This is a genomic window from Anaerovorax sp. IOR16, assembly GCF_017168145.1.
In the GTDB taxonomy this organism is placed as follows: Bacteria; Bacillota; Clostridia; order Peptostreptococcales; family Anaerovoracaceae; genus IOR16.
In genome coordinates, this window is sequence record NZ_JADQTL010000010.1 from 496,587 (window position 1) to 515,321 (window position 18,735).

Here is an 18,735-nt window from a genome sequence, read left to right on the forward strand (position 1 = left end):
GATTCATAATGTATCTCAATGAAATACAATTACAGAATTTTCGAAATTATGAGACTCAAAATGTTAAATTTCATCCTAAAGTGAATATCATTACCGGAAATAATGCGCAAGGAAAAACTAATTTATTGGAAGCTATTTACATTATGAGTCTTGGTAAATCTTTTCGAACCAATAGGGATTCGGAAATGATTGGTTTTGATAAAGATTATTGTTCTGCGAAAAGTATTACTGTAAAAAATAACGATCAGATTGAAATAGAGATTCGGTATTCTGCGAAGCAAAAACAAATAAAAATTGATGGGGTTCCCATTCAGAAGAATATTGATTTGCTTGAGCATTTTTATACCGTTATCTTTTCCCCTGAAGATTTAAAAATTGTAAAAGGAGAGCCAGAAAAAAGAAGAAAATTTATAGATCGCGAGCTCTGTCAGTTAAAACCCATTTATTATAAGAATTTAGGGCGATATAAGAAAATTATTCAGCATCGTAATATTTTATTAAAAAATAAAGAATTAGATAAGCAAGTATTAGATGTTTGGAATGAAGAACTTGTAGAATATGGTTCAAGAATTATCTTAGAGAGAAATCATTTTATTCAAAAACTAAATCGTATCAGTAATGATTTGCATCATAAAATAACAAATGGAAAAGAAAACCTTGAAATTTTTTATGAATCAAATTTATCAGTTGGTTTTGATTTAAAGGAACAAAAAGAAGTATTTTTGGATACTCTTCAAAAAAACATAAAAAATGATTTATTTCATGGTAGTACAGGGATTGGCCCACATAAAGATGATTTAAAAATCAGTATTGATGGAATTGATATTCGAAGATTTGGATCGCAAGGTCAACAAAGAACTGCAGCACTTTCTTTAAAGCTTGCAGAGATTTCTTTAATCAAAGAAGAAACAAAGGAAGATGCTATTTTACTATTAGATGATGTTTTATCTGAATTGGATGGAGAAAGGCAAAGTTTTTTATTAAATCGTTTAAAGGAAATACAAATTTTTATAACAACAACTGAAATAGGGCAAACATTATTAAAAAATATGCCGGACGGATTTGTTTTTGCAGTAAAAAATGGAACCGTACAACGAATAGAAAATAGTACAAAAACATTGACATAGCAAGGGTTTAAATGTATAATGACTAGGCAATTGTGTTATTATATGATGAATGAAAACTACATATGGTAGTTTATAAAACTGTATTGCACAAATTACAGATATAAGGAGGTGTAGAGAATGAAACAGACTTTCCAGCCTAAGGTTAGACAGAGAAAAAGGGAGCATGGCTTCAGAAAAAGAATGAGTACAAAGAACGGTAGAAATGTATTAAAAAGAAGAAGAGCAAGAGGCAGAAAATCTTTAACAGCATAGAGACCGCAAACGTGGTCTTTTTGTTTCATTTTTTGCAAAAGGATTGGAAAAAAAAATGTTAAAACCTAATGTTTTAAGAAATAAAAAGGATTTTTCTGCCCTTTATAACAAAGGTAGATCTGTTGGTGATAAATATGTTGTTCTATTTTTAAAAAAAAATGGAAGAAATTATAACAGAACTGCCTTTTTAGCTAGCAAAAAAGTAGGAAAAAGTGTCATTAGAAATAGAGCAAGAAGGTTAATGAAGGAGAGTTACCGGTCTCTTGGAAAAGATTTACCTATAGGCTATGATTTTATTTTCATAGCAAGAAAAACGATTTTAAATTTGAAATGTGCGGATGTGAAAAAATCTATGGAAGCCGCTATTAGAAGGTCCGGTATTAAAAAAGAAAAGAAATGATTGTAAGGTGAATAACTTGAAAAAAATAATAATATTTTTAATTCGAGGTTATCAGAAATTTATTTCACCGTTATTTCCGGCAACGTGTCGGTTTTATCCTACATGCTCCACGTATTTTATACAAGCTGTTCAAAAATATGGAGCATTGAAAGGTAGTTATCTTGGTATAAAACGTATTTTAAAGTGTCATCCTTTCCATGATGGTGGGTATGATCCTTTGGAATAAGCAAAAATAGGAAAAAGATTTATGCATTTTGTATAAATTTAGGAGGTAATGAATACAGTGACAAAATTTATCGCAATACCTTTGGGATCGTTATTGTATTTTTTGTATAGTTTCATTGATAATTATGGTATTACACTAATTGTATTCACTGTAATTGTACGGCTATGTCTGTTCCCTTTGTATGCAAATCAAATAAAGCATACATCTAAAATGCAGGATCTTCAGCCCAAAATGGTTGCAATACAAAAAAAATATGCAAATGATAAAGAAACCATGAATCAAAAAATGCAGGAACTGTACCAGGAAGAAAAGTTCAATCCTATGCTAGGTTGTCTTCCTATGTTGATTCAGTTTCCGATTATTATTGGTTTGTTTGCACTTTTGAGAAATCCAACTCTTTATATTGATAATTCCAGTATGCTTATGGCTGTTCATGAATCCTTTTTATGGATTCCGGATTTAAGTCAACCGGATAGTTGGATTTTACCTATTGCTGCAGGTATCACTACTTATTTTTCATTTTCTATGACGCAATCTCAATCAACATCAGAAAATGCAGCAAATCCAATGATGAAAATGATGAAATATTTCTTCCCTGTTATGATTGTATGGATGGGTCGTTCTTTCCCTGCTGGTTTGACAATTTATTGGTTTATCGGTAATTTGATTCAAGTATTCCAGACAATAGCTTTAAACAAATTAAAAAAGAAAGCAAAGGAAGAAAAAGAAGATTCAAAGAAAAAGGGAAAGAAATAAATGGAGGAATAAACGATGGATTATTCAGAGAAATGGGGAACCACGATAGAAGAAGCTGTTAAATTGGCTTTGATTGATTTAAAGCTTACGAAAGAAGAGGTAAAGGTTACCGTATTAGAGGAACCTACTAAAGGATTTTTTGGAATCGGATCTAAACTTGCAAAGGTTCGTGTAGAAAAAATTGTTGAAGAAAAACCATCAAATAAAATAATAGAAGAAAAGCCACCTGTAAAGGCTGCAATAAAAAAACAAGAGACAATTCGAAAAGATGAAAAAATTACAATACCTAAAGTTCAGAAAAAAGAAGAAACTCTTGTCATTCGACAAAGACCTTCTGATCTTATGGAAGTGCAAGATCATGTAGCACTTTCGTTCTTGAAAGAAGTAACTGAAAAGATGGGATTAAAGCTTTCTATTAAGGCATTTAAAAATGAAGCAAATGTCTATATTGATATAGAGGGAAAAGATTCCGGAACCATTATTGGTAAAAGAGGTCAAACATTAGATTCCATTCAGTATCTAACCAGTTTAATTGTAAATAAAGATAAAGAGAAATACGTTCGTGTTGTAGTTGATGCGGAAAATTATAGGCAGAAAAGAGAAAAGACATTAGAACAATTAGCAAATCGTTTGGGTGATAAAGTCATTCGAACAAAAAAAAGTGTTCGTCTTGAACCTATGAACCCTTATGAAAGAAAAGTGATTCATGCAACTTTACAAAGCAAATCGGGTATCATAACTAGAAGTGAGGGAGAAGAGCCTTATAGAAGGGTAATCATTGAATTAAAATAATTTTTAAAAAAAGGCTGTTTCTTCGGAAGCAGCCTTCTATGTAATAAGGAGTAGTAAGATGGAAGATACCATTGCTGCCATTGCCACAGCCTTTGGAGAAGGTGGCATTGGAATCATTCGAATGAGTGGAGAAAAATCTAAAGATATTTTGGATCAGATTTTTACACCAATTAATAAAAAAAATTTACAGAATCAACCTATCGTTAATCGACGATTGACGTATGGTAATGTTATTGATCCAAATACAAATCAAATTATTGATGAAGTCATGGCTGTTTTTATGAAGGCACCTTATACTTATACGATGGAGGATGTTGCAGAAATTCATTGTCATGGCAGTAGTGTATCACTTCAAAAAACCCTTGCACTGGTTTTGCGCTGTGGAGCAAGATTAGCGGAGAAGGGTGAATTTACAAAGCGTGCATTTTTAAATGGAAGATTGGATCTTTCACAAGCAGAAGCAGTGATTGATTTAATTAAGGCAAAGACAGAAAAAAGCTTTCAATTGGCTCTTTCTCAAATGGAAGGTAATTTATCTAAAAAAATTAAAGAAATTCGTGCAGAGCTTATGGATTTATTGGTTCAAATTGCAGTTAATTTGGACTATCCGGATGAAGATATTGAGGAGCTGACTTATGAAAAACAAAAAGAAAGTTTATTGTTAATTGGCGATAAAATAGATAAATTAATTGCTTCAGCCAATACTGGTCGAATGTTGCGTGATGGAATTTCTGTTACAATTATTGGAAAACCCAATGTCGGTAAATCATCTTTAATGAATGCTTTTTTAAAGGAATCTCGTGCTATTGTTACTGAAATACCTGGAACAACTCGTGATATTATAGAGGAGTCAATGAGCATTCGAGGAATTCCAATTAAGCTTACCGATACCGCTGGCATTCATGAAACAAATGATGTTATTGAGCAGATCGGAATTGAGAAAAGTAAGCAGTCATTTAATCAAGCAGATCTTATTATTTTTATGTTAGATGCAAATCGTCCGCTTTCGAAAGAGGACATGGAAATTGCTGAGTATATAGGTGAGAAAAATACAATTGTATTGTTGAATAAAACAGATTTAGATGTTTGCATCAGTATTGATGAGATAAAAAAATTCTTACCAAACGCGATTGTTTTATTTACTTCAATGGTAAATGAAACTGGTTTGGATAAGTTGGAATCAGAGATTGAAAAAATGGTCTATGGTGGAAATTTAGTACAGAAAGAGAGTATGATGATTACGAATGTTCGTCATAAAGAATTACTTATGCAGGCTAGATTGTCTATTAACGATGCATTAGAAATGACGAATCGAATGGAAGCTATGGACTTTATTGAAGTGGATATAAAAAGAGCGTGGGAATTATTAGGAGAAATGATTGGCGAAACTGTATCTGAGGACATTGTAAGTGAAGTGTTTTCTCGGTTTTGTCTTGGAAAATAGAGGGCAAGCTATGAATTATTATATTATGAATGAATACGATGTGATTGTCGTTGGAGCCGGACATGCAGGATGTGAGGCTGGTTTGGCATGCGCTCGTATGGGACAAAAAACTTTAATGTTATCTATAAATTTGGAGGCGGTTGCAATGATGGCTTGCAATCCTTCCATCGGAGGAAGCGGAAAAGGACATTTGGTACGAGAAATTGATGCACTTGGTGGTCAAATGGGTATTAACATTGATAAAACTTTTATCCAAAGTAAAATGTTAAATACAGCGAAAGGTCCAGCTGTTCATTCTCTTCGTGTACAAGCCGATAAAGCCCGTTATCATGAAGAAATGAAGAAAACAATTGAAGGTCAGGAAAATCTTCATTTAAAACAGGGTGAGGCTGTTGATTTAATTGTTGAAGAGAATCAGGTAAAAGGTGTCGTTTTAAAAACTGGTTCTGCATATAAAGCAAAAGCAGTTATTTTAGCAACCGGAACATTTTTAAAGGGAAAAATATTTATTGGAGAATGGATTTATGAAAGTGGTCCAAATGGACTTGCTCCATCAACTGAACTTGGTGATAACTTAAGAAAATATGGACTTGCGATGAGACGGTTCAAAACTGGAACGCCGGCAAGAGCATTAGGAAAGAGTATGCATTTTGAGAAGATGCAGGAGCAAAAAGGGGATGATGAAATTGTCCCATTTTCTTTTATGAATGATGAACTGGACAAAGAGCAAGTTTCTTGCTGGCTTACTTATACGAATGAAGAGACACACAAAGTCATTCGTGAGAATTTTTTAAGGTCAGCTCTTTTTGGAGGAAAAATAGAAGGTGTTGGCCCACGTTATTGTCCTTCCATTGAAGACAAAATTAATCGTTTTGCGGACAAAGAAAGGCATCAATTATTTATTGAACCGGAAGGTTTATATACCGATGAGATGTATATTCAGGGTATGTCTTCAAGCTTGCCGGAAGATGTACAAGAGGCTTTTTATAAAACAATACCAGGTTTAGAAAATTTAGAAATTGTAAGACCTGCTTATGCCATTGAATATGATTGCATTGATCCTTTGGATCTCCAAATTAATTTAGAACACCGGCGTATTAAGAATTTATTTTGCGCTGGACAATTTAATGGTAGTTCAGGCTATGAGGAAGCAGCAGCACAAGGATTGATTGCAGGTATAAACGCAGTTTTGAAAATTATGGAAAAAGAACCATTTATATTAAATCGATCCGAGGCTTATATTGGCGTTCTAATCGACGATCTCATAACAAAAGGTACTAATGAACCTTATCGAATAATGACGTCTAGAGCGGAATATAGGCTCCTTCTGCGACAAGACAATGCAGATTTACGTTTAACACAGCGTGCTTATGACATTGGATTGGTTTCTGAAGAGAGGTATCAAAGATTTATAAAAACAAAAATGGATGCTGAAAATGAAAAACAACGATTGGCTAGCATTGAAGTTTTACCAAGTGTAATAAATTGCTTCTTAGAAAAACACAATAGTGCTCCATTACAAAATCGTATTTCTTTAGCTGAATTATTAAAGAGACCGGAAATAACTTATGAAATACTTGCAGAAATTGATCCGGATCGGCCAAAACTATCTCGTCATTCTATTACGCAATTGGAAGTTCAAATAAAATATGACGGTTATATCGTAAAACAACGTCAGCAAGTGGAACGCTTTAAAAAGTTAGAAACAAAGAAATTAGCGCAGGATTTTGACTATTCAAAGCTAGATGGCTTACGCATTGAAGCACAACAAAAATTAAATCAAATAAAACCGCTTTCTGTGGGGCAGGCTTCGAGAATTTCAGGTGTATCACCCGCAGATATTAATGTATTATTAGTCCATCTTGAAAAGATGCGAAGAAAGAAATAGTGTATGGAAAAATTAGAAAAAGCTTTGCTGGAATTAAAGATTCCATATAGTAAAGATTCATTAATGTGTTTTGCTCAGTATATGGATAAAATATTAGAATGGAATGAGCATGTAAATCTTACTGCAATACGTGACAAAAATGAATTTATTCTTAAACATTACATTGATTCCATTATGATTTGTGGATATGAGCCATGGCAATGCGCAGATCGAATTATTGATGTTGGGACAGGAGCTGGTTTTCCAGGTATTCCCCTGGCAATTCTTTATCCGAATAAACAATTTATATTAATGGATTCTTTAGGAAAGAGAATTAAAATTTTAAAGCAGATAACAGAAGAGCTTGGAATTTTGAATGTTGAAGTAATTCATGCAAGAGCAGAGGAGTTGGCTCAAAAAAAAGAATATCGTGAAACCTTTGATTTGTGCGTATCAAGAGCGGTTGCAAACTTATCGGTACTTGCAGAGTACTGTATTCCTTTTGTAAAGATAGGAGGTTATTTTGCACCTTATAAAACCTTTGGCGCTACAGAAGAAATAGAACAAAGTAAAAAAGCAGTTAAGGTTCTTGGTGGTACTTTTGAGGAAAAAACTTTTGTGAAAATTAAAGATATGGATTTGGAACATCAGATTCTATGGATAAAAAAACAAGCTAAAACAGCGGCAAAATATCCAAGAAAAGCGGGAACACCCGCTAAAGAACCCTTGAAATGACGATTTCAAGGGTTTTTTGTTGACCGAAAGGTGATTCCCTTTGGACAAGCTAATTGTTATTATAATGATAGCGTTAAATTTCGTTTTAGAAACAGGGGGGAAGGAAATGTTTACTTTAAAGAAAGGAACACAGATTGATTTACCTGTGGATTGGATTTGCACGAATCCTGATCAACCAAGAAAGGTGTTTGAGGATAAAGAACTGGAAGAGCTTCGAGATTCTATTTCAGAATTTGGTGTATTACAGCCAATTCTTGTTAAAAAGGACAGAGAAGGTAAATATTTTTTGATAGCTGGTGAAAGAAGACTGCGAGCTTCTATTATGGCTGGATTGAAAAAAATACCTGCTGTAGTTAAAGATGCCGATGAGAAGGATGTGGCATTGATTGCACTGATTGAAAATGTTCAGAGAGAAAATCTAAGTTATATTGAAGAAGCAGCAGCTTATAAAAGTTTAATGGAGGATCATGGACTAACGCAAAGTGAAATTGCAAAAAAGGTTGGAAAACAACAATCTACGATATCAAATAAAATTAGATTGTTAGTATTACCTTTAGAGATTCAACTCTTATTGGCTAAAAATCATCTTACAGAACGCCATGCGAGAGCTTTATTAAAGGTGGATGACAATCAAAGAAGAATGCAATTACTTCAAAAAATAGTTGATCATAATTTAAATGTAAAACAAAGTGAAAAACTGATAGAGGATTTTTTACAGAAAACGGAAGAAGAAAGTCGAAAATCAGATAAATTAAAGTATATTAATTATAAAATATATATTAATACCATAAAGAAAGCCTTTTTTTCAATTAGCGACGTAGAAAAAGATGCAAAATACTATCAGGAAGATAGAGGAGACCATTTTGAAGTAAGAATTATCATTCCAAAAAATGAATACCATCGTAAACATGCCTGATAATAATCAAATAATTATTATGATATAAGTGTATCAAAAGTGGGTTTTAGATAATAACCAGATAAGGTGATTATTGATTTTTTATTAGATTTATCACCTTATTTGGGTTACTTTTAATTGTGATTATTATAATATTCATATAACTTAGAGATTTGATTACTGCATATAATAGGCAAGGCTTCATTTATTTTGTCAATCTCCCAATTCCACCATTGTATCTCTAATAATTGTTCGATTTCTTTATCAGAAAAACGTTTTTTTATTATTTTACTAGGATTACCACCTACAATCGTATATGGTTCAACATCTTTTGTAACAATACTTCTAGCAGCAATTATTGCTCCATCTCCAATTTTAATGCCTGGCATAATCATAGCTTCTGTACCAATCCAAACATCATTACCGATTATTGTATTTCCCTTTCGTTCAAAACCATCTCTAGCATTTGAAAATATAGCTGTTTGGAAAGGATAGGTGGATATCCATTCATGTCTATGACCTTGATTACCAGCTAGAAGAAAGGTTGATCCGGAACCAATAGAACAATATTTACCGATTATTAGCTTATCAAAAATAAAATCTTCACCAAATAATTCTTTATAACTTCGCGTTGAGCTATCTCCCAGGAGATAGCTAACACATATATCCTCGAAATCTTCTTTATGATAATAACCTGAATAGTAAGTAAAATCGCCTACTTCAATATTAGGATTTTTAATATTTTCTTTTAAAAATTTGTTATTAAGCCAACTTTCAAATTTATTATTCATAATTTTCCTTTCATATATTCAATCTTATTTCGAATTAAAATTAATTTGTTCATATATTTAATTATACATGTAAAAAATATTTTTTCTATTGATATTAAAATTTATCTTAAAAGTCTCATACTGAATTAAATTGTTTCACGTGAAACAATTTAAGTTGATTAAATATAAAATCATGTTTCACGTGAAACATGATTTTGTTTTCATAAATAATTATAAAATACGTAATAAATAATGAATTATAATGGAAATCTAATAAATTTATAAAGAAAAAAAGAAAATTGGATGATAATTTAGTGAATTTATAAAAACCTATGGTTAATTTTTTTTTGCTAGTATATAATGAATAAGTAAAATAGAACTAGATTGAGTAGCGGGGTGAAAATTTTGGGAAAGGCAATCGCAATTTTTAATCAAAAGGGCGGAGTAGGTAAAACAACTACAAATATTAACTTGGCAGCATGTCTTGCATTAAAAGGAAAAAAAGTTCTTGTATTAGACATCGATCCCCAAGGAAACACGACCAGTGGTATGGGTATTACAAAAAAAGGCTTGGAGAAAACAAGTTATGAAGTAATGATTAATGATAAATTAGAACCATCGGATGCTATTTTAAATACAGGTATTGAGAATTTAGATATTATTCCTGCAAGTGTGGCTCTGGCAGGAGCCGAAATTGAGTTGGTACAATTAGAAGGAAGAGAGAAGAGGTTAAAAAAGGCACTTGATAAGATAAAATCAAAGTATGATTATATTTTTATTGATTGTCCTCCATCTTTGGGACTTTTAACGATTAACTCACTTACAGCGGTTGATAGTGTGTTAATTCCAATTCAATGTGAATTCTATGCGTTAGAAGGTGTAAGCCAGTTGATGAGCACCATTGAACTAGTGAAAAAGAGCCTAAATAAAAACCTAGAAATTCAAGGTGTAATTTTAAGTATGTTTGATGGTAGAACAAATTTATCCATACAAGTCGTAGAAGAAGTAAAAAAATACTTTAAAGAAAAGGTTTATACGACTGTTATTCCAAGAAATGTGCGTCTGGCAGAAGCTCCAAGTTTTGGATTGCCTATTACGGTTTATGATCCAAAATCAAAAGGGGCAGAAGCTTATTTGGACTTTGCTGATGAATTTTTGGAATTGGAGGATGAATAGTAATGGCAACACCGAAAAAATCAGGATTGGGAAGAGGGTTAGAATCGTTATTTAGCGGTGTGGAGATAAATACTGAGGATTTAAAAAAAGGAGAAGCTTTTGATAAAGGTGATGGCATTGTATATATTGATGTCAATGATATGAAGCCGAATGTAAATCAGCCTCGAAAGAGCTTTAATGATGAAAAAATTGAAGAATTGGCTAAATCCATAGAGATACATGGAATTATTCAGCCTATTATGGTAAGAGATTCTAGAAACGGTTATGAAATTGTTGCAGGAGAAAGAAGATGGCGAGCAGCTCGTAAAGCAGGATTAAAAAAAGTCCCATGTTTGATCAGAGAATTGGATGAACAGCAGAATATGCTGGTTGCCATTGTAGAAAATATGCAACGTGAGGATCTTAATCCAATAGAAGAAGCCTTAGCCTTAGAAGAAATGATAAAAACTCATGGTTTAACGCAGGAAGAGGTTTCAAAAAGCGTAGGGAAGAGCAGACCATACATAACAAATGCACTTCGATTATTAAAACTTCCTGAAAAAGTCAGATCGTATGTAGTAGAAGGTGCATTAAGCAGCGGACATGCTAGAGCTATTGCCGGGATGAAAGAAGAAAGTTTACAAATACAAGCGGCAGATAAGGCTGTATCAGAAGGATGGTCTGTCAGAGAAATGGAGCGTTTTACGGGTGAAGATGCAGTTAAAACCGGAAAGCGCGCAAAACCAAGACCAAGAGAAAAAAAACGTGAGATTAAAGATATTGAAAATCAGCTCAAAGATATATTAGGAACTAAAGTTACGATTGACTATGGTATTAAGAAAGGAAAAATTGAAATTGAATATTATAGTAGAGATGAGCTAGAGCGTTTATATGAGTTGTTATTAAGTTTAAAATAAATAAAAAAAAAGGATGTTTCACGTGAAACATCCTTTTTTTATTGTATATTTTATGAAGGTTAAAATATAAAAAACAAGGTTTGAAAAATAAGGTCTGCATTTTACTCGTACAAGCCATTCTAAGAACAATTGGACAATAAAGTTCATAAACTGATAAATCAATAAAAGTTAGAAGGTGAGTGATTCTATGATATATTTAGATAATGCAGCAACCACATTTCCAAAACCTACGGTGTCGCTTCGAGCAATTAATCAATGCATGACATCATATTGTGGTAATCCAGGAAGATCCGGGCATGATATGTCAATGAAAACTGGGGAAGAAGTCTATAAGACAAGAAAAGAAATACAGGAACTTTTTCAAGTTGAAGATGCTTCACACATTTTGTTTACAAGTAATGCAACTGACTCTTTAAATTTAGCAATTAAAGGAACTTTAAAATCAGGTGATCATGTTATAACAACTTCAATGGAACATAACTCCGTATTACGTCCATTAAAATCATTAGAAAAAGAGGGCGTACAAATTAGCATTATATATGGAAATAAAGAAGGTAAAATAAATCCTGAATTAATAAGATCCGAAATAAGGGAAAATACAAAAATGATTGCTTGTACTCATGCGTCAAATGTTACTGGAACTATTTTACCGATTAAAGCAATTGGCCAAATAGCAAAGGAAAATAAGTTGATATTCCTTGTAGATGCATCACAAAGTGCTGGATGCATTCCAATTAATGTAAATGAAATGAACATTGACTTGTTAGCTATGCCAGGACATAAAGGATTACTAGGTCCTTTAGGAACTGGGGTTCTTTATGTAAATCCGAAGTTAAAATTAAAACATCTAAAAGAAGGAGGAACTGGTACAAATTCAAGAGATGTAAGGCAGCCATATGATTACCCGGAAGGTTATGAATCGGGAACTGTTAATGCACCTGGGATTATAGGGTTGGGTCGTTCTGTTGCTTTTGTGAAAAAAATTGGTGTTAATAAAATTAGAGAATATGAAGAAAATTTAATTAGTATTCTCCATAAAGAATTAAGTAATCAAAAAAACATCATCGTCTATGGACCTAAAAATATACAAGATAAAGTAGGTATCTTTACGTTTAATATAAAAGGAATGGAATGTGAGCAGGTTGCACAAGAATTAAACGATAAATATCATATTGCTGTAAGAGCAGGATTTCATTGCGCTGGATTAGCACACAAAACAATTGATACACTTGATATCGGTGCAGTAAGAATGAGTGTCGGTCCATTCAATCAACCCAAAGAAATAAAATACGTTGCACAGGCAATTAAAGAAATTAACAAAAACAATCTTAGATAGTTCTTGTAAGGTGAATCAGATTTTCATATAATAAAATAAAGCGAAAAAATGGAGAAGGTAAATGAAGATACAAGTGATAAACGGGCCAAACTTGAATATGCTTGGCAAAAGAGAACCAGAGATATATGGAACTTTAACTTTAGATGAAATAAATCGCATATTGGAAGAAGAGGGAATTAAAAAAAATGTTATATTTTCTTTTTTTCAGTCCAATCATGAAGGTGCAATTGTAGATTGCATCCAACAATGTAATGAAAATATGGATGGGATTATTATAAATCCTGCTGCTTATACACATTACAGTATAGCAATCCGTGATGCACTTGCTTCAATTAATGTACCGGCTGTTGAAGTTCATTTAACAAAGATAGATGAGAGAGAGGCTTTTCGCAGTATATCTGTTACAAAAGATGTTTGCATATCACAGTTTTTTGGAAAAGGAATTGATTCCTATTTGGAAGCACTATCTTATTTAATAGAGAAATGGAAAGTATCCAAAAAAGAGGGAGATAACGAATGATAAAAGATAATGGCAGTTTAATGTACGATGTGATTGAAAAGATGGATTCTATGGTAAGGCTCCTAGATCACAACAATAATATTATATATATGAATCAAAAAATGAGAAAGGTTTTTGGTGAAGGTGTTGGAAAAAAATGCTATGAGTTGTTATGTAAAGATGGCATCTGTGAGCAATGTATTTCGGCAGGATGTTTAAAATCAGGAAGATCTAAAATTAAAAATGAAGTCGTAGGAACAAAAAAATATAGGGTGATTGCTTCGCCGGTACAAATGAATGCAAAAGAAAATTATTCTTTGGAGATTTTTCAGGATATTACAGAACAAAGTCGGATGGAGGCGGAAAACCTAAAGCATTATAATAAGCTTCGAGAAGATTTGAAATTTGCAAGACAAGTTCAATCTCGGGCATTACCGATGGATGACATCTATTGGGATTCGTTGTCTGTAGCTTCATACTATTATCCGAGTGAAGACTTAGGCGGTGACATTTTTGATGTAGTCAGAATTAATGAAACGAGCAGCTTGTTTTACATAGCCGATGTTTCGGGACATGGAATAAGATCCTCTCTATTGACTATCTTTCTTCGTCAAATCATTCGTGGATTGAAATCAGAAGCAGGGAATTTACACGTTTTGCTGGATGAGTTACTAGAAAATTATGATGAATTGAATGTAAAAAATGAACAATATATTTCAATTTTAGCTGGGGTTTATGATAAAGAGAAAAAGGAGATTACTTTCGTAAACGCAGGACATAATTGTTTGCCAATTTTACTAAAGAAGGATGGTAAAATTGATAAGATTACGATAACAGGTATGCCAATTTGTGGTTTATTGAAGCAATCAAATCATGAAACAGTGAAAATATCAGTAGAAGAAGGGGATCGCGTTTTACTGTATACAGATGGGATCACAGAAGCTTATAATAATCAAACAAAGAAATCCTTCAATTATGAAGGATTAGAGAGTATTTTAAATCAAAATAAAAATGAGGATGGTCCGGTTTTAGTAAGAAAAATCATTGATAAAGTAATTGATTTTGTAGGTAGTCAACCACAAGATGATATTGCGGTATTGATTGCAGAAATATTATAGACGAAATGGTTCCATACCTAAATTAGCTAATGCATCGGCTCGATTATTTTTTTCAGTAACATATAAAAAATCTTCATATGTAAAAGAATTTCCATTCCATTCTTTAAATTTATTATAAAGGGCATCAAATTTTGTGGATTTACTATCCAAATTTACATGCCCTTTTACGCGATAAAATTGAATGTTATGTTTTTCCACCAACGCCAATAGAGCTTCCCAAAGATCTCTATTTTCTACATCTGTTTTTTTTGAGGTCTTCCAATTATTTTTTTTCCAATTAATATACCATTTTTCTCGAAAACAATTCATTAAATAAGAACTATCTGAAAAGACGGAAATTATTTGTCCATCTTTTTTTAAAGCTGATAATGCATTAAGCAGAGCCATCATTTCCATACGATTATTGGTGGTGTTTGCTTCTCCTCCATATAATTCTTTTATGTGTTCACCGTATTCTAAAATAGCACCCCAACCACCTATGTTGGATTCGTTTTGATTTCCAGAACAAGCACCATCAGTATAGATTTTTATTTCTTTCATATTTATTCTCCCTTTGAAATTTTCTTTTGTAAAGCGATTTTAAACACGACGTAACACGTTTGTAATATAGGTATTATATACTATTTATTGTATCATAGCAAAACCGTATCTTCTTATCTATATTACTTATAATAAGTAATGAAGATTTTATTTAAATAAAAATTTATAAAGAAATGGAAAGGAGAAGACAAAATGAAAAAAATAATGATGATTTTTATTATTGTTTTCGTATTGTTTAGCACTACAATTTTAGCGAGTGCTGCATCCGATCCTGCAGTTGTTATTGTTAGTCCTGTTCACAAAAGTGAAATTTATACCAATAGTCTTCTTATTTCTGTCAAAATAACACAGCCAAAAACTATACGAGTTAAAGTTTTTGAAGAAAAACAAAAAGTGAACGATGAATTAAAACCAATTTTAGCTGCAGATTGGAAAAAAGCAAATGGAACGATTAAACCTCAAACCGTAGAATTTGTTCCGGAAGAAGATTTTACCAGCATTAATACTTTAAGTTTCTATACAAAACAACTAAATGAAGTAAAACCTGGAACCTATCGAATTCAAGTAGATACAATAGGTAGTGAAGGAAAGGCAACGAATACATCTTATAGTTTGGTCATTGTATCAGATAAAGATGAGCAAGAATCGACAAAGATATTTGAAACATCACAATCAGGTACATTACAATTCCTTCAAAATCTACTTAAGAGTATTTTTGGAGAAGAATAAGGGCGAAAATTATGAAGAAGCCATACCTAAATATTGAAAAAGTAAAAGATGTAATATTATTAGTATTATTTTTAATGACAATACTAATATATTTTTTTTGGAGAAATGATTCTTTTGATATTATTTTTCAACTACCGGATGAACGAATAGCATCGGAAATGGAATATAAAACACCAGCACCTTCCCTTTCGCAAATCATACAACCGGAAGAAATTTCAGTTTGTTTTGGAAATACAGGTACTTATACAAAAATTTCATTAGATAATAACGTAAAACTTTGGCAATCAGCGATTAATCAATTAAGACAATTTGGAAAATCAGAAACTATTTTTGTAGAAGAGATTACGAAAGAAATATACGAAGAAATATTAAATAATCGTTCCATTGAATATCGATTTGCTTATGATATTCCATTTATTCAGTTTTTGGAATATGAGAAAGTAAAAAAATATCAAAGTTTAGAAGCAATTTCAGGTATGGGATCATTGGCGTATTTTGATGGTAGTAAAGAGAGTATTGTCATTCATCAATATAAAGATGACAAGTATTATCGATTGGCATCTAATAATAAAGAATTTAGTGCATTCTCAAATATAATTGATGAAATTGAAGCTTCTAATTATATCCCATATTATCCAAGTAAAAGCTATTTTGGTCAGAGTACAAATAACAGCACATTAATTCCTTTAAGCTTCCAATCGAATTTACAACCGTTTCCATATCAATTAGAAAATAAACATAATAGTAATCATAACGAAAAGTTAAAAGAATTGTCTGAGTCATTTTTCGGAGAGAGTTTTGATTTTGTTCGCAGAATGGTAGATAGTAAGGGTGCTGTTATTTATATGTATGGTTATGGTCAAAAAGTATTTACTATGAATATAGATGGCAGTTTTGAATATAAAGAAGAAGAAAATAATAGCAGTGAAATGAATTTGGGATTTTATGAGGCTTTAGATACAGCTGTTCAATTTGTTGCAAATCGTGGAAGCTGGCAATCTCTAAATGGAGCAAAGTTAACACCTTATTTAAAGAACATAAAAATAATAGAAAAAGAAAAAAAGAAAATATATCAATTTTCATTTGATATGCTCTTAAATAACCATAGAATTTATTATCAAAAAGGTGAGGCAATATTTGTTGAAATTCATGGAAGTCAAGTGGTTCATTACAAGCGAAATATAATTGATTTTGATAATAGTATGCTTAATAATTTGGAAAATGCTGTTTATCAAGAGACCTTTCCTGCTGTAAATGTTCCAGCAGTCAATTATATACACTTAAAGAATTTATTAGAAAAACAAAATGTAAATGAGCAAAAAAATGCAGAAAGAAATTATTATTTACAGAAAATGACTTTTGAGCAAGTGGCTGCACAGATTAAAGGAATGGAAGTTGGGTATATAAGATTAATGAATGAAAAAGATGATTTTATATTAAAACCTGCTTGGATTATTAGGATGGAACAAATGGATGTATATTTTGATTTGTATAATCAAGCAGAACCAATTGGTTATAGTATTAGATAGGGGGTAATGATTTTATGGATTGGACAAAAGCAAAGACCATATTAATTATTGCTCTTTTAATTACAAATCTAATATTTATTTCAAGTTATTTTTTTTCATCAAGACAACCTGATTTTATGGATAATGATGTAACAAAAAACACGGTGGAATTACTTTCTACAAAAAATATATTTATAGAAACAGAGATTCCTACGAAAAAACGAACGATGGCAGTGCTTTCTGTGAAATGCAATGAACTGGAAAAGGAAATAAAACAAAAAGCATTAAAAGAACAAAAACCTTTATCTAAAAACCAAACGGAAGATGAAGATTATATCTCGTTAAGCAAAGATTTTATAGAAGCTTGTGGAATTTATGATGAGGCTGTAGAATTTCAATTATTGGAAAAAAAAGAAAACAAAGTTTATGTAAGATTTAAAAATGTTTACGAAGGAATTCCAATTGAAGAAAGCTATATGCTTTGCATTATTGAAGATGGAAAAGTGGTAGAGTTTGAAAGAAAATGGTTTGATGCAATGGGATTTGGTGAAACAAAGAAAAAAGTCATATCCGCATCCACCGCTTTGATTAAATTCATGATAAATAAAGAAGAGAAGGAACAATTTTCTGATGTGGAACCGGAAGCCATTTATATTAAGGATATTTCTTTGGTATATTGGCTCTATTCTTATACATTGGATCATACCGTATCCACTTCAGAGGATACGGCATTTCCTGCTTGGAAAATTACTTATAATAACGGAGAAATAGAATATATTTTAGCATATCAGCAATAAAAAAACGAAAATGCTACAAATAAACTTCATATTTTTAACATAATTAAGAGACATAATATAGGGGAGTAGAAAAATGACATTACGTTTTTGTTCCTTTTCTAGCGGCAGCAGTGGAAATTGTTATCTAGTTAAAACAGATAAAACAGCACTCTTAGTCGATGCAGGAATCAGTGGAAAAAAGATATGGAATGGGCTTGAAAAAACCGAAACACCAATTGAGAATTTAGAAGGTATCCTCATTACACATGAGCACAGTGACCATACGAAAAGCATTCGAGTGTTAGCAAAAAAGGAAAAAAAGTTAAGGGTTTACGCAAATGAAAATACGTGGAATCATTTAAAAGAAGCAGGGTCACCAGAACAGCGCCAAATATTTAAAACAGGGGATTCTTTTTTGATTGGTGACATCCAAATAAAAACATTTTCGGTTTCACATGATGCAGTAGATCCAGTGGGTTTTTCTTTTTCAAAAGGGGAAAGACAGTTATGCATTGTTACCGATACCGGTTACATTTGTGAAGAGCTGCTTGATGAAATGCGTACAGCAAATCTATTGGTTTTGGAGGCAAACCATGATGTGGATATGCTGAAAATTGGGAAGTATCCTTGGTTTTTAAAGCAAAGAGTCCTTGGAAACCAAGGTCATTTATCCAATGAAAGTGCGGCAAAGACTTTAGTTCGTTTACTAAAAGATGAGAAACAAAAACGTCAAGTACTTTTGGCTCATTTGAGCCGAGAAAATAATTTTCCTCAAATGGCTTATCAGACTGTTAAAAACATATTAGAAGAGGAAGACTATTACATAGGAAAAGACATTGAGCTAAATCTTCTGTTACGGGATCAATTAAGCCAGGTATATGATGTTTAGGAAA

The 18,735-nt window shown here is 32.0% G+C and carries 21 protein-coding genes; 19 read left to right on the plus strand and 2 right to left on the minus strand.

Annotation, left to right across the window (positions count from 1 at the left end; genetic code table 11):
• The first annotated feature begins 8 nt into the window (after positions 1-8).
• The 10 genes from recF (at position 9) to I2490_RS12845 (ending at position 8,515) form a co-directional block, all read left to right on the plus strand.
• Complete coding sequence (gene recF / locus I2490_RS12800; RefSeq protein ID WP_206460146.1) at positions 9-1,127, plus strand: DNA replication/repair protein RecF; 1,119 nt, start codon at positions 9-11, stop codon at positions 1,125-1,127.
• A gap of 117 nt (positions 1,128-1,244) precedes the next feature.
• The gene (gene rpmH, locus I2490_RS12805) at positions 1,245-1,379 is read left to right on the plus strand and encodes a 50S ribosomal protein L34 (protein WP_206460147.1); all 135 of its coding nucleotides are present in this window, start codon (positions 1,245-1,247) and stop codon (positions 1,377-1,379) included.
• 55 nt (positions 1,380-1,434) lie between these two features.
• Entirely contained in the window at positions 1,435-1,779 is a 345-nt protein-coding gene (gene rnpA, locus I2490_RS12810) for a ribonuclease P protein component (protein ID WP_206460148.1), read from the plus strand.
• 16 nt (positions 1,780-1,795) lie between these two features.
• Complete coding sequence (gene yidD / locus I2490_RS12815; RefSeq protein ID WP_206460149.1) at positions 1,796-2,005, plus strand: membrane protein insertion efficiency factor YidD; 210 nt, start codon at positions 1,796-1,798, stop codon at positions 2,003-2,005.
• A gap of 48 nt (positions 2,006-2,053) precedes the next feature.
• Complete coding sequence (locus tag I2490_RS12820) at positions 2,054-2,761, plus strand: YidC/Oxa1 family membrane protein insertase (protein WP_206460150.1); 708 nt, start codon at positions 2,054-2,056, stop codon at positions 2,759-2,761.
• Between the two features lie 15 nt (positions 2,762-2,776).
• Positions 2,777-3,553 carry an RNA-binding cell elongation regulator Jag/EloR gene (gene jag, locus I2490_RS12825; protein ID WP_206460151.1) on the plus strand — a complete coding sequence of 259 codons (777 nt, stop codon included), beginning with the start codon at positions 2,777-2,779 and terminating at the stop codon, positions 3,551-3,553.
• 58 nt (positions 3,554-3,611) lie between these two features.
• Positions 3,612-4,997 (plus strand): tRNA uridine-5-carboxymethylaminomethyl(34) synthesis GTPase MnmE, encoded by a 1,386-nt coding sequence (mnmE, locus tag I2490_RS12830; RefSeq protein ID WP_206460152.1) that lies wholly within the window; start codon positions 3,612-3,614, stop codon positions 4,995-4,997.
• Positions 4,998-5,007: 10 nt separating this feature from the next.
• On the plus strand, positions 5,008-6,885 hold the full coding sequence (mnmG, locus tag I2490_RS12835) for a tRNA uridine-5-carboxymethylaminomethyl(34) synthesis enzyme MnmG (protein ID WP_206460153.1): 1,878 nt from the start codon (positions 5,008-5,010) through the stop codon (positions 6,883-6,885).
• A gap of 3 nt (positions 6,886-6,888) precedes the next feature.
• A complete protein-coding gene (rsmG, locus tag I2490_RS12840) occupies positions 6,889-7,599 on the plus strand; it encodes a 16S rRNA (guanine(527)-N(7))-methyltransferase RsmG (protein WP_206460154.1) in 711 nt (236 codons plus the stop codon).
• Between the two features lie 106 nt (positions 7,600-7,705).
• Complete coding sequence (locus I2490_RS12845) at positions 7,706-8,515, plus strand: ParB/RepB/Spo0J family partition protein (protein ID WP_245157182.1); 810 nt, start codon at positions 7,706-7,708, stop codon at positions 8,513-8,515.
• Positions 8,516-8,628: 113 nt separating this feature from the next.
• Here I2490_RS12845 and I2490_RS12850 read toward each other — a convergent pair whose 3' ends face one another.
• Positions 8,629-9,285 (minus strand): CatB-related O-acetyltransferase, encoded by a 657-nt coding sequence (locus I2490_RS12850; protein ID WP_206460155.1) that lies wholly within the window; start codon positions 9,283-9,285, stop codon positions 8,629-8,631.
• Positions 9,286-9,669: 384 nt separating this feature from the next.
• Here I2490_RS12850 and I2490_RS12855 point away from each other — a divergent pair, with 384 nt between their 5' ends.
• The 5 genes from I2490_RS12855 to I2490_RS12875 all read left to right on the plus strand — a co-directional run bounded on the left by I2490_RS12855 (position 9,670) and on the right by I2490_RS12875 (position 14,289).
• The gene (locus I2490_RS12855) at positions 9,670-10,440 is read left to right on the plus strand and encodes a ParA family protein (RefSeq protein WP_206460156.1); all 771 of its coding nucleotides are present in this window, start codon (positions 9,670-9,672) and stop codon (positions 10,438-10,440) included.
• Positions 10,441-10,442: 2 nt separating this feature from the next.
• Positions 10,443-11,336 carry a ParB/RepB/Spo0J family partition protein gene (locus I2490_RS12860; RefSeq protein ID WP_206460157.1) on the plus strand — a complete coding sequence of 298 codons (894 nt, stop codon included), beginning with the start codon at positions 10,443-10,445 and terminating at the stop codon, positions 11,334-11,336.
• 187 nt (positions 11,337-11,523) lie between these two features.
• Entirely contained in the window at positions 11,524-12,672 is a 1,149-nt protein-coding gene (locus I2490_RS12865; protein ID WP_206460158.1) for an aminotransferase class V-fold PLP-dependent enzyme, read from the plus strand.
• A 61-nt stretch (positions 12,673-12,733) separates the two neighbouring features.
• Positions 12,734-13,192 (plus strand): type II 3-dehydroquinate dehydratase, encoded by a 459-nt coding sequence (gene aroQ / locus I2490_RS12870; RefSeq protein ID WP_206460159.1) that lies wholly within the window; start codon positions 12,734-12,736, stop codon positions 13,190-13,192.
• Positions 13,189-14,289 carry a SpoIIE family protein phosphatase gene (locus tag I2490_RS12875; RefSeq protein WP_206460160.1) on the plus strand — a complete coding sequence of 367 codons (1,101 nt, stop codon included), beginning with the start codon at positions 13,189-13,191 and terminating at the stop codon, positions 14,287-14,289. Before aroQ ends, I2490_RS12875 begins: the two co-directional genes overlap by 4 nt.
• On the opposite strand, the gene I2490_RS12880 is transcribed toward I2490_RS12875, so the two are convergent.
• Complete coding sequence (locus tag I2490_RS12880; protein WP_206460161.1) at positions 14,284-14,829, minus strand: ribonuclease H family protein; 546 nt, start codon at positions 14,827-14,829, stop codon at positions 14,284-14,286. The genes I2490_RS12875 and I2490_RS12880 overlap by 6 nt on opposite strands.
• 192 nt (positions 14,830-15,021) lie before the next feature.
• Between I2490_RS12880 and I2490_RS12885 the strand changes: the two genes are divergently transcribed.
• The 4 genes from I2490_RS12885 to I2490_RS12900 all read left to right on the plus strand — a co-directional run bounded on the left by I2490_RS12885 (position 15,022) and on the right by I2490_RS12900 (position 18,731).
• Positions 15,022-15,558, plus strand: a complete 537-nt coding sequence (locus tag I2490_RS12885; RefSeq protein ID WP_206460162.1) for a hypothetical protein — start codon at positions 15,022-15,024, stop codon at positions 15,556-15,558.
• Positions 15,559-15,569: 11 nt separating this feature from the next.
• Entirely contained in the window at positions 15,570-17,087 is a 1,518-nt protein-coding gene (locus tag I2490_RS12890) for a hypothetical protein (protein ID WP_206460163.1), read from the plus strand.
• Between the two features lie 14 nt (positions 17,088-17,101).
• Positions 17,102-17,863, plus strand: coding sequence for a two-component system regulatory protein YycI (yycI, locus tag I2490_RS12895; RefSeq protein ID WP_206460164.1), 762 nt, complete (start codon positions 17,102-17,104; stop codon positions 17,861-17,863).
• 73 nt (positions 17,864-17,936) lie between these two features.
• Positions 17,937-18,731: an MBL fold metallo-hydrolase gene (locus I2490_RS12900; protein WP_206460165.1), complete on the plus strand. Its 795-nt coding sequence runs from the start codon at positions 17,937-17,939 to the stop codon at positions 18,729-18,731.
• Positions 18,732-18,735: the final 4 nt, after the last annotated feature.

Bases quoted from the DNA above. Each gene is read 5' to 3' on its own strand.
- rnpA (WP_206460148.1), top strand. From the start codon at position 1,435: ATGTTAAAACCTAATGTTTTAAGAAATAAAAAGGATTTTTCTGCCCTT.
- I2490_RS12820 (WP_206460150.1), top strand. From the start codon at position 2,054: ATGAATACAGTGACAAAATTTATCGCAATACCTTTGGGATCGTTATTG.
- I2490_RS12890 (WP_206460163.1), top strand. From the start codon at position 15,570: ATGAAGAAGCCATACCTAAATATTGAAAAAGTAAAAGATGTAATATTA.
- I2490_RS12885 (WP_206460162.1), top strand. From the start codon at position 15,022: ATGAAAAAAATAATGATGATTTTTATTATTGTTTTCGTATTGTTTAGC.
- mnmG (WP_206460153.1), top strand. From the start codon at position 5,008: ATGAATTATTATATTATGAATGAATACGATGTGATTGTCGTTGGAGCC.
- aroQ (WP_206460159.1), top strand. From the start codon at position 12,734: ATGAAGATACAAGTGATAAACGGGCCAAACTTGAATATGCTTGGCAAA.
- rsmG (WP_206460154.1), top strand. From the start codon at position 6,889: ATGGAAAAATTAGAAAAAGCTTTGCTGGAATTAAAGATTCCATATAGT.
- yycI (WP_206460164.1), top strand. From the start codon at position 17,102: ATGGATTGGACAAAAGCAAAGACCATATTAATTATTGCTCTTTTAATT.
- I2490_RS12900 (WP_206460165.1), top strand. From the start codon at position 17,937: ATGACATTACGTTTTTGTTCCTTTTCTAGCGGCAGCAGTGGAAATTGT.
- jag (WP_206460151.1), top strand. From the start codon at position 2,777: ATGGATTATTCAGAGAAATGGGGAACCACGATAGAAGAAGCTGTTAAA.
- mnmE (WP_206460152.1), top strand. From the start codon at position 3,612: ATGGAAGATACCATTGCTGCCATTGCCACAGCCTTTGGAGAAGGTGGC.
- I2490_RS12875 (WP_206460160.1), top strand. From the start codon at position 13,189: ATGATAAAAGATAATGGCAGTTTAATGTACGATGTGATTGAAAAGATG.
- recF (WP_206460146.1), top strand. From the start codon at position 9: ATGTATCTCAATGAAATACAATTACAGAATTTTCGAAATTATGAGACT.
- I2490_RS12845 (WP_245157182.1), top strand. From the start codon at position 7,706: ATGTTTACTTTAAAGAAAGGAACACAGATTGATTTACCTGTGGATTGG.
- I2490_RS12865 (WP_206460158.1), top strand. From the start codon at position 11,524: ATGATATATTTAGATAATGCAGCAACCACATTTCCAAAACCTACGGTG.
- rpmH (WP_206460147.1), top strand. From the start codon at position 1,245: ATGAAACAGACTTTCCAGCCTAAGGTTAGACAGAGAAAAAGGGAGCAT.
- I2490_RS12860 (WP_206460157.1), top strand. From the start codon at position 10,443: ATGGCAACACCGAAAAAATCAGGATTGGGAAGAGGGTTAGAATCGTTA.
- I2490_RS12880 (WP_206460161.1), bottom strand. From the start codon at position 14,829: ATGAAAGAAATAAAAATCTATACTGATGGTGCTTGTTCTGGAAATCAA.
- I2490_RS12850 (WP_206460155.1), bottom strand. From the start codon at position 9,285: ATGAATAATAAATTTGAAAGTTGGCTTAATAACAAATTTTTAAAAGAA.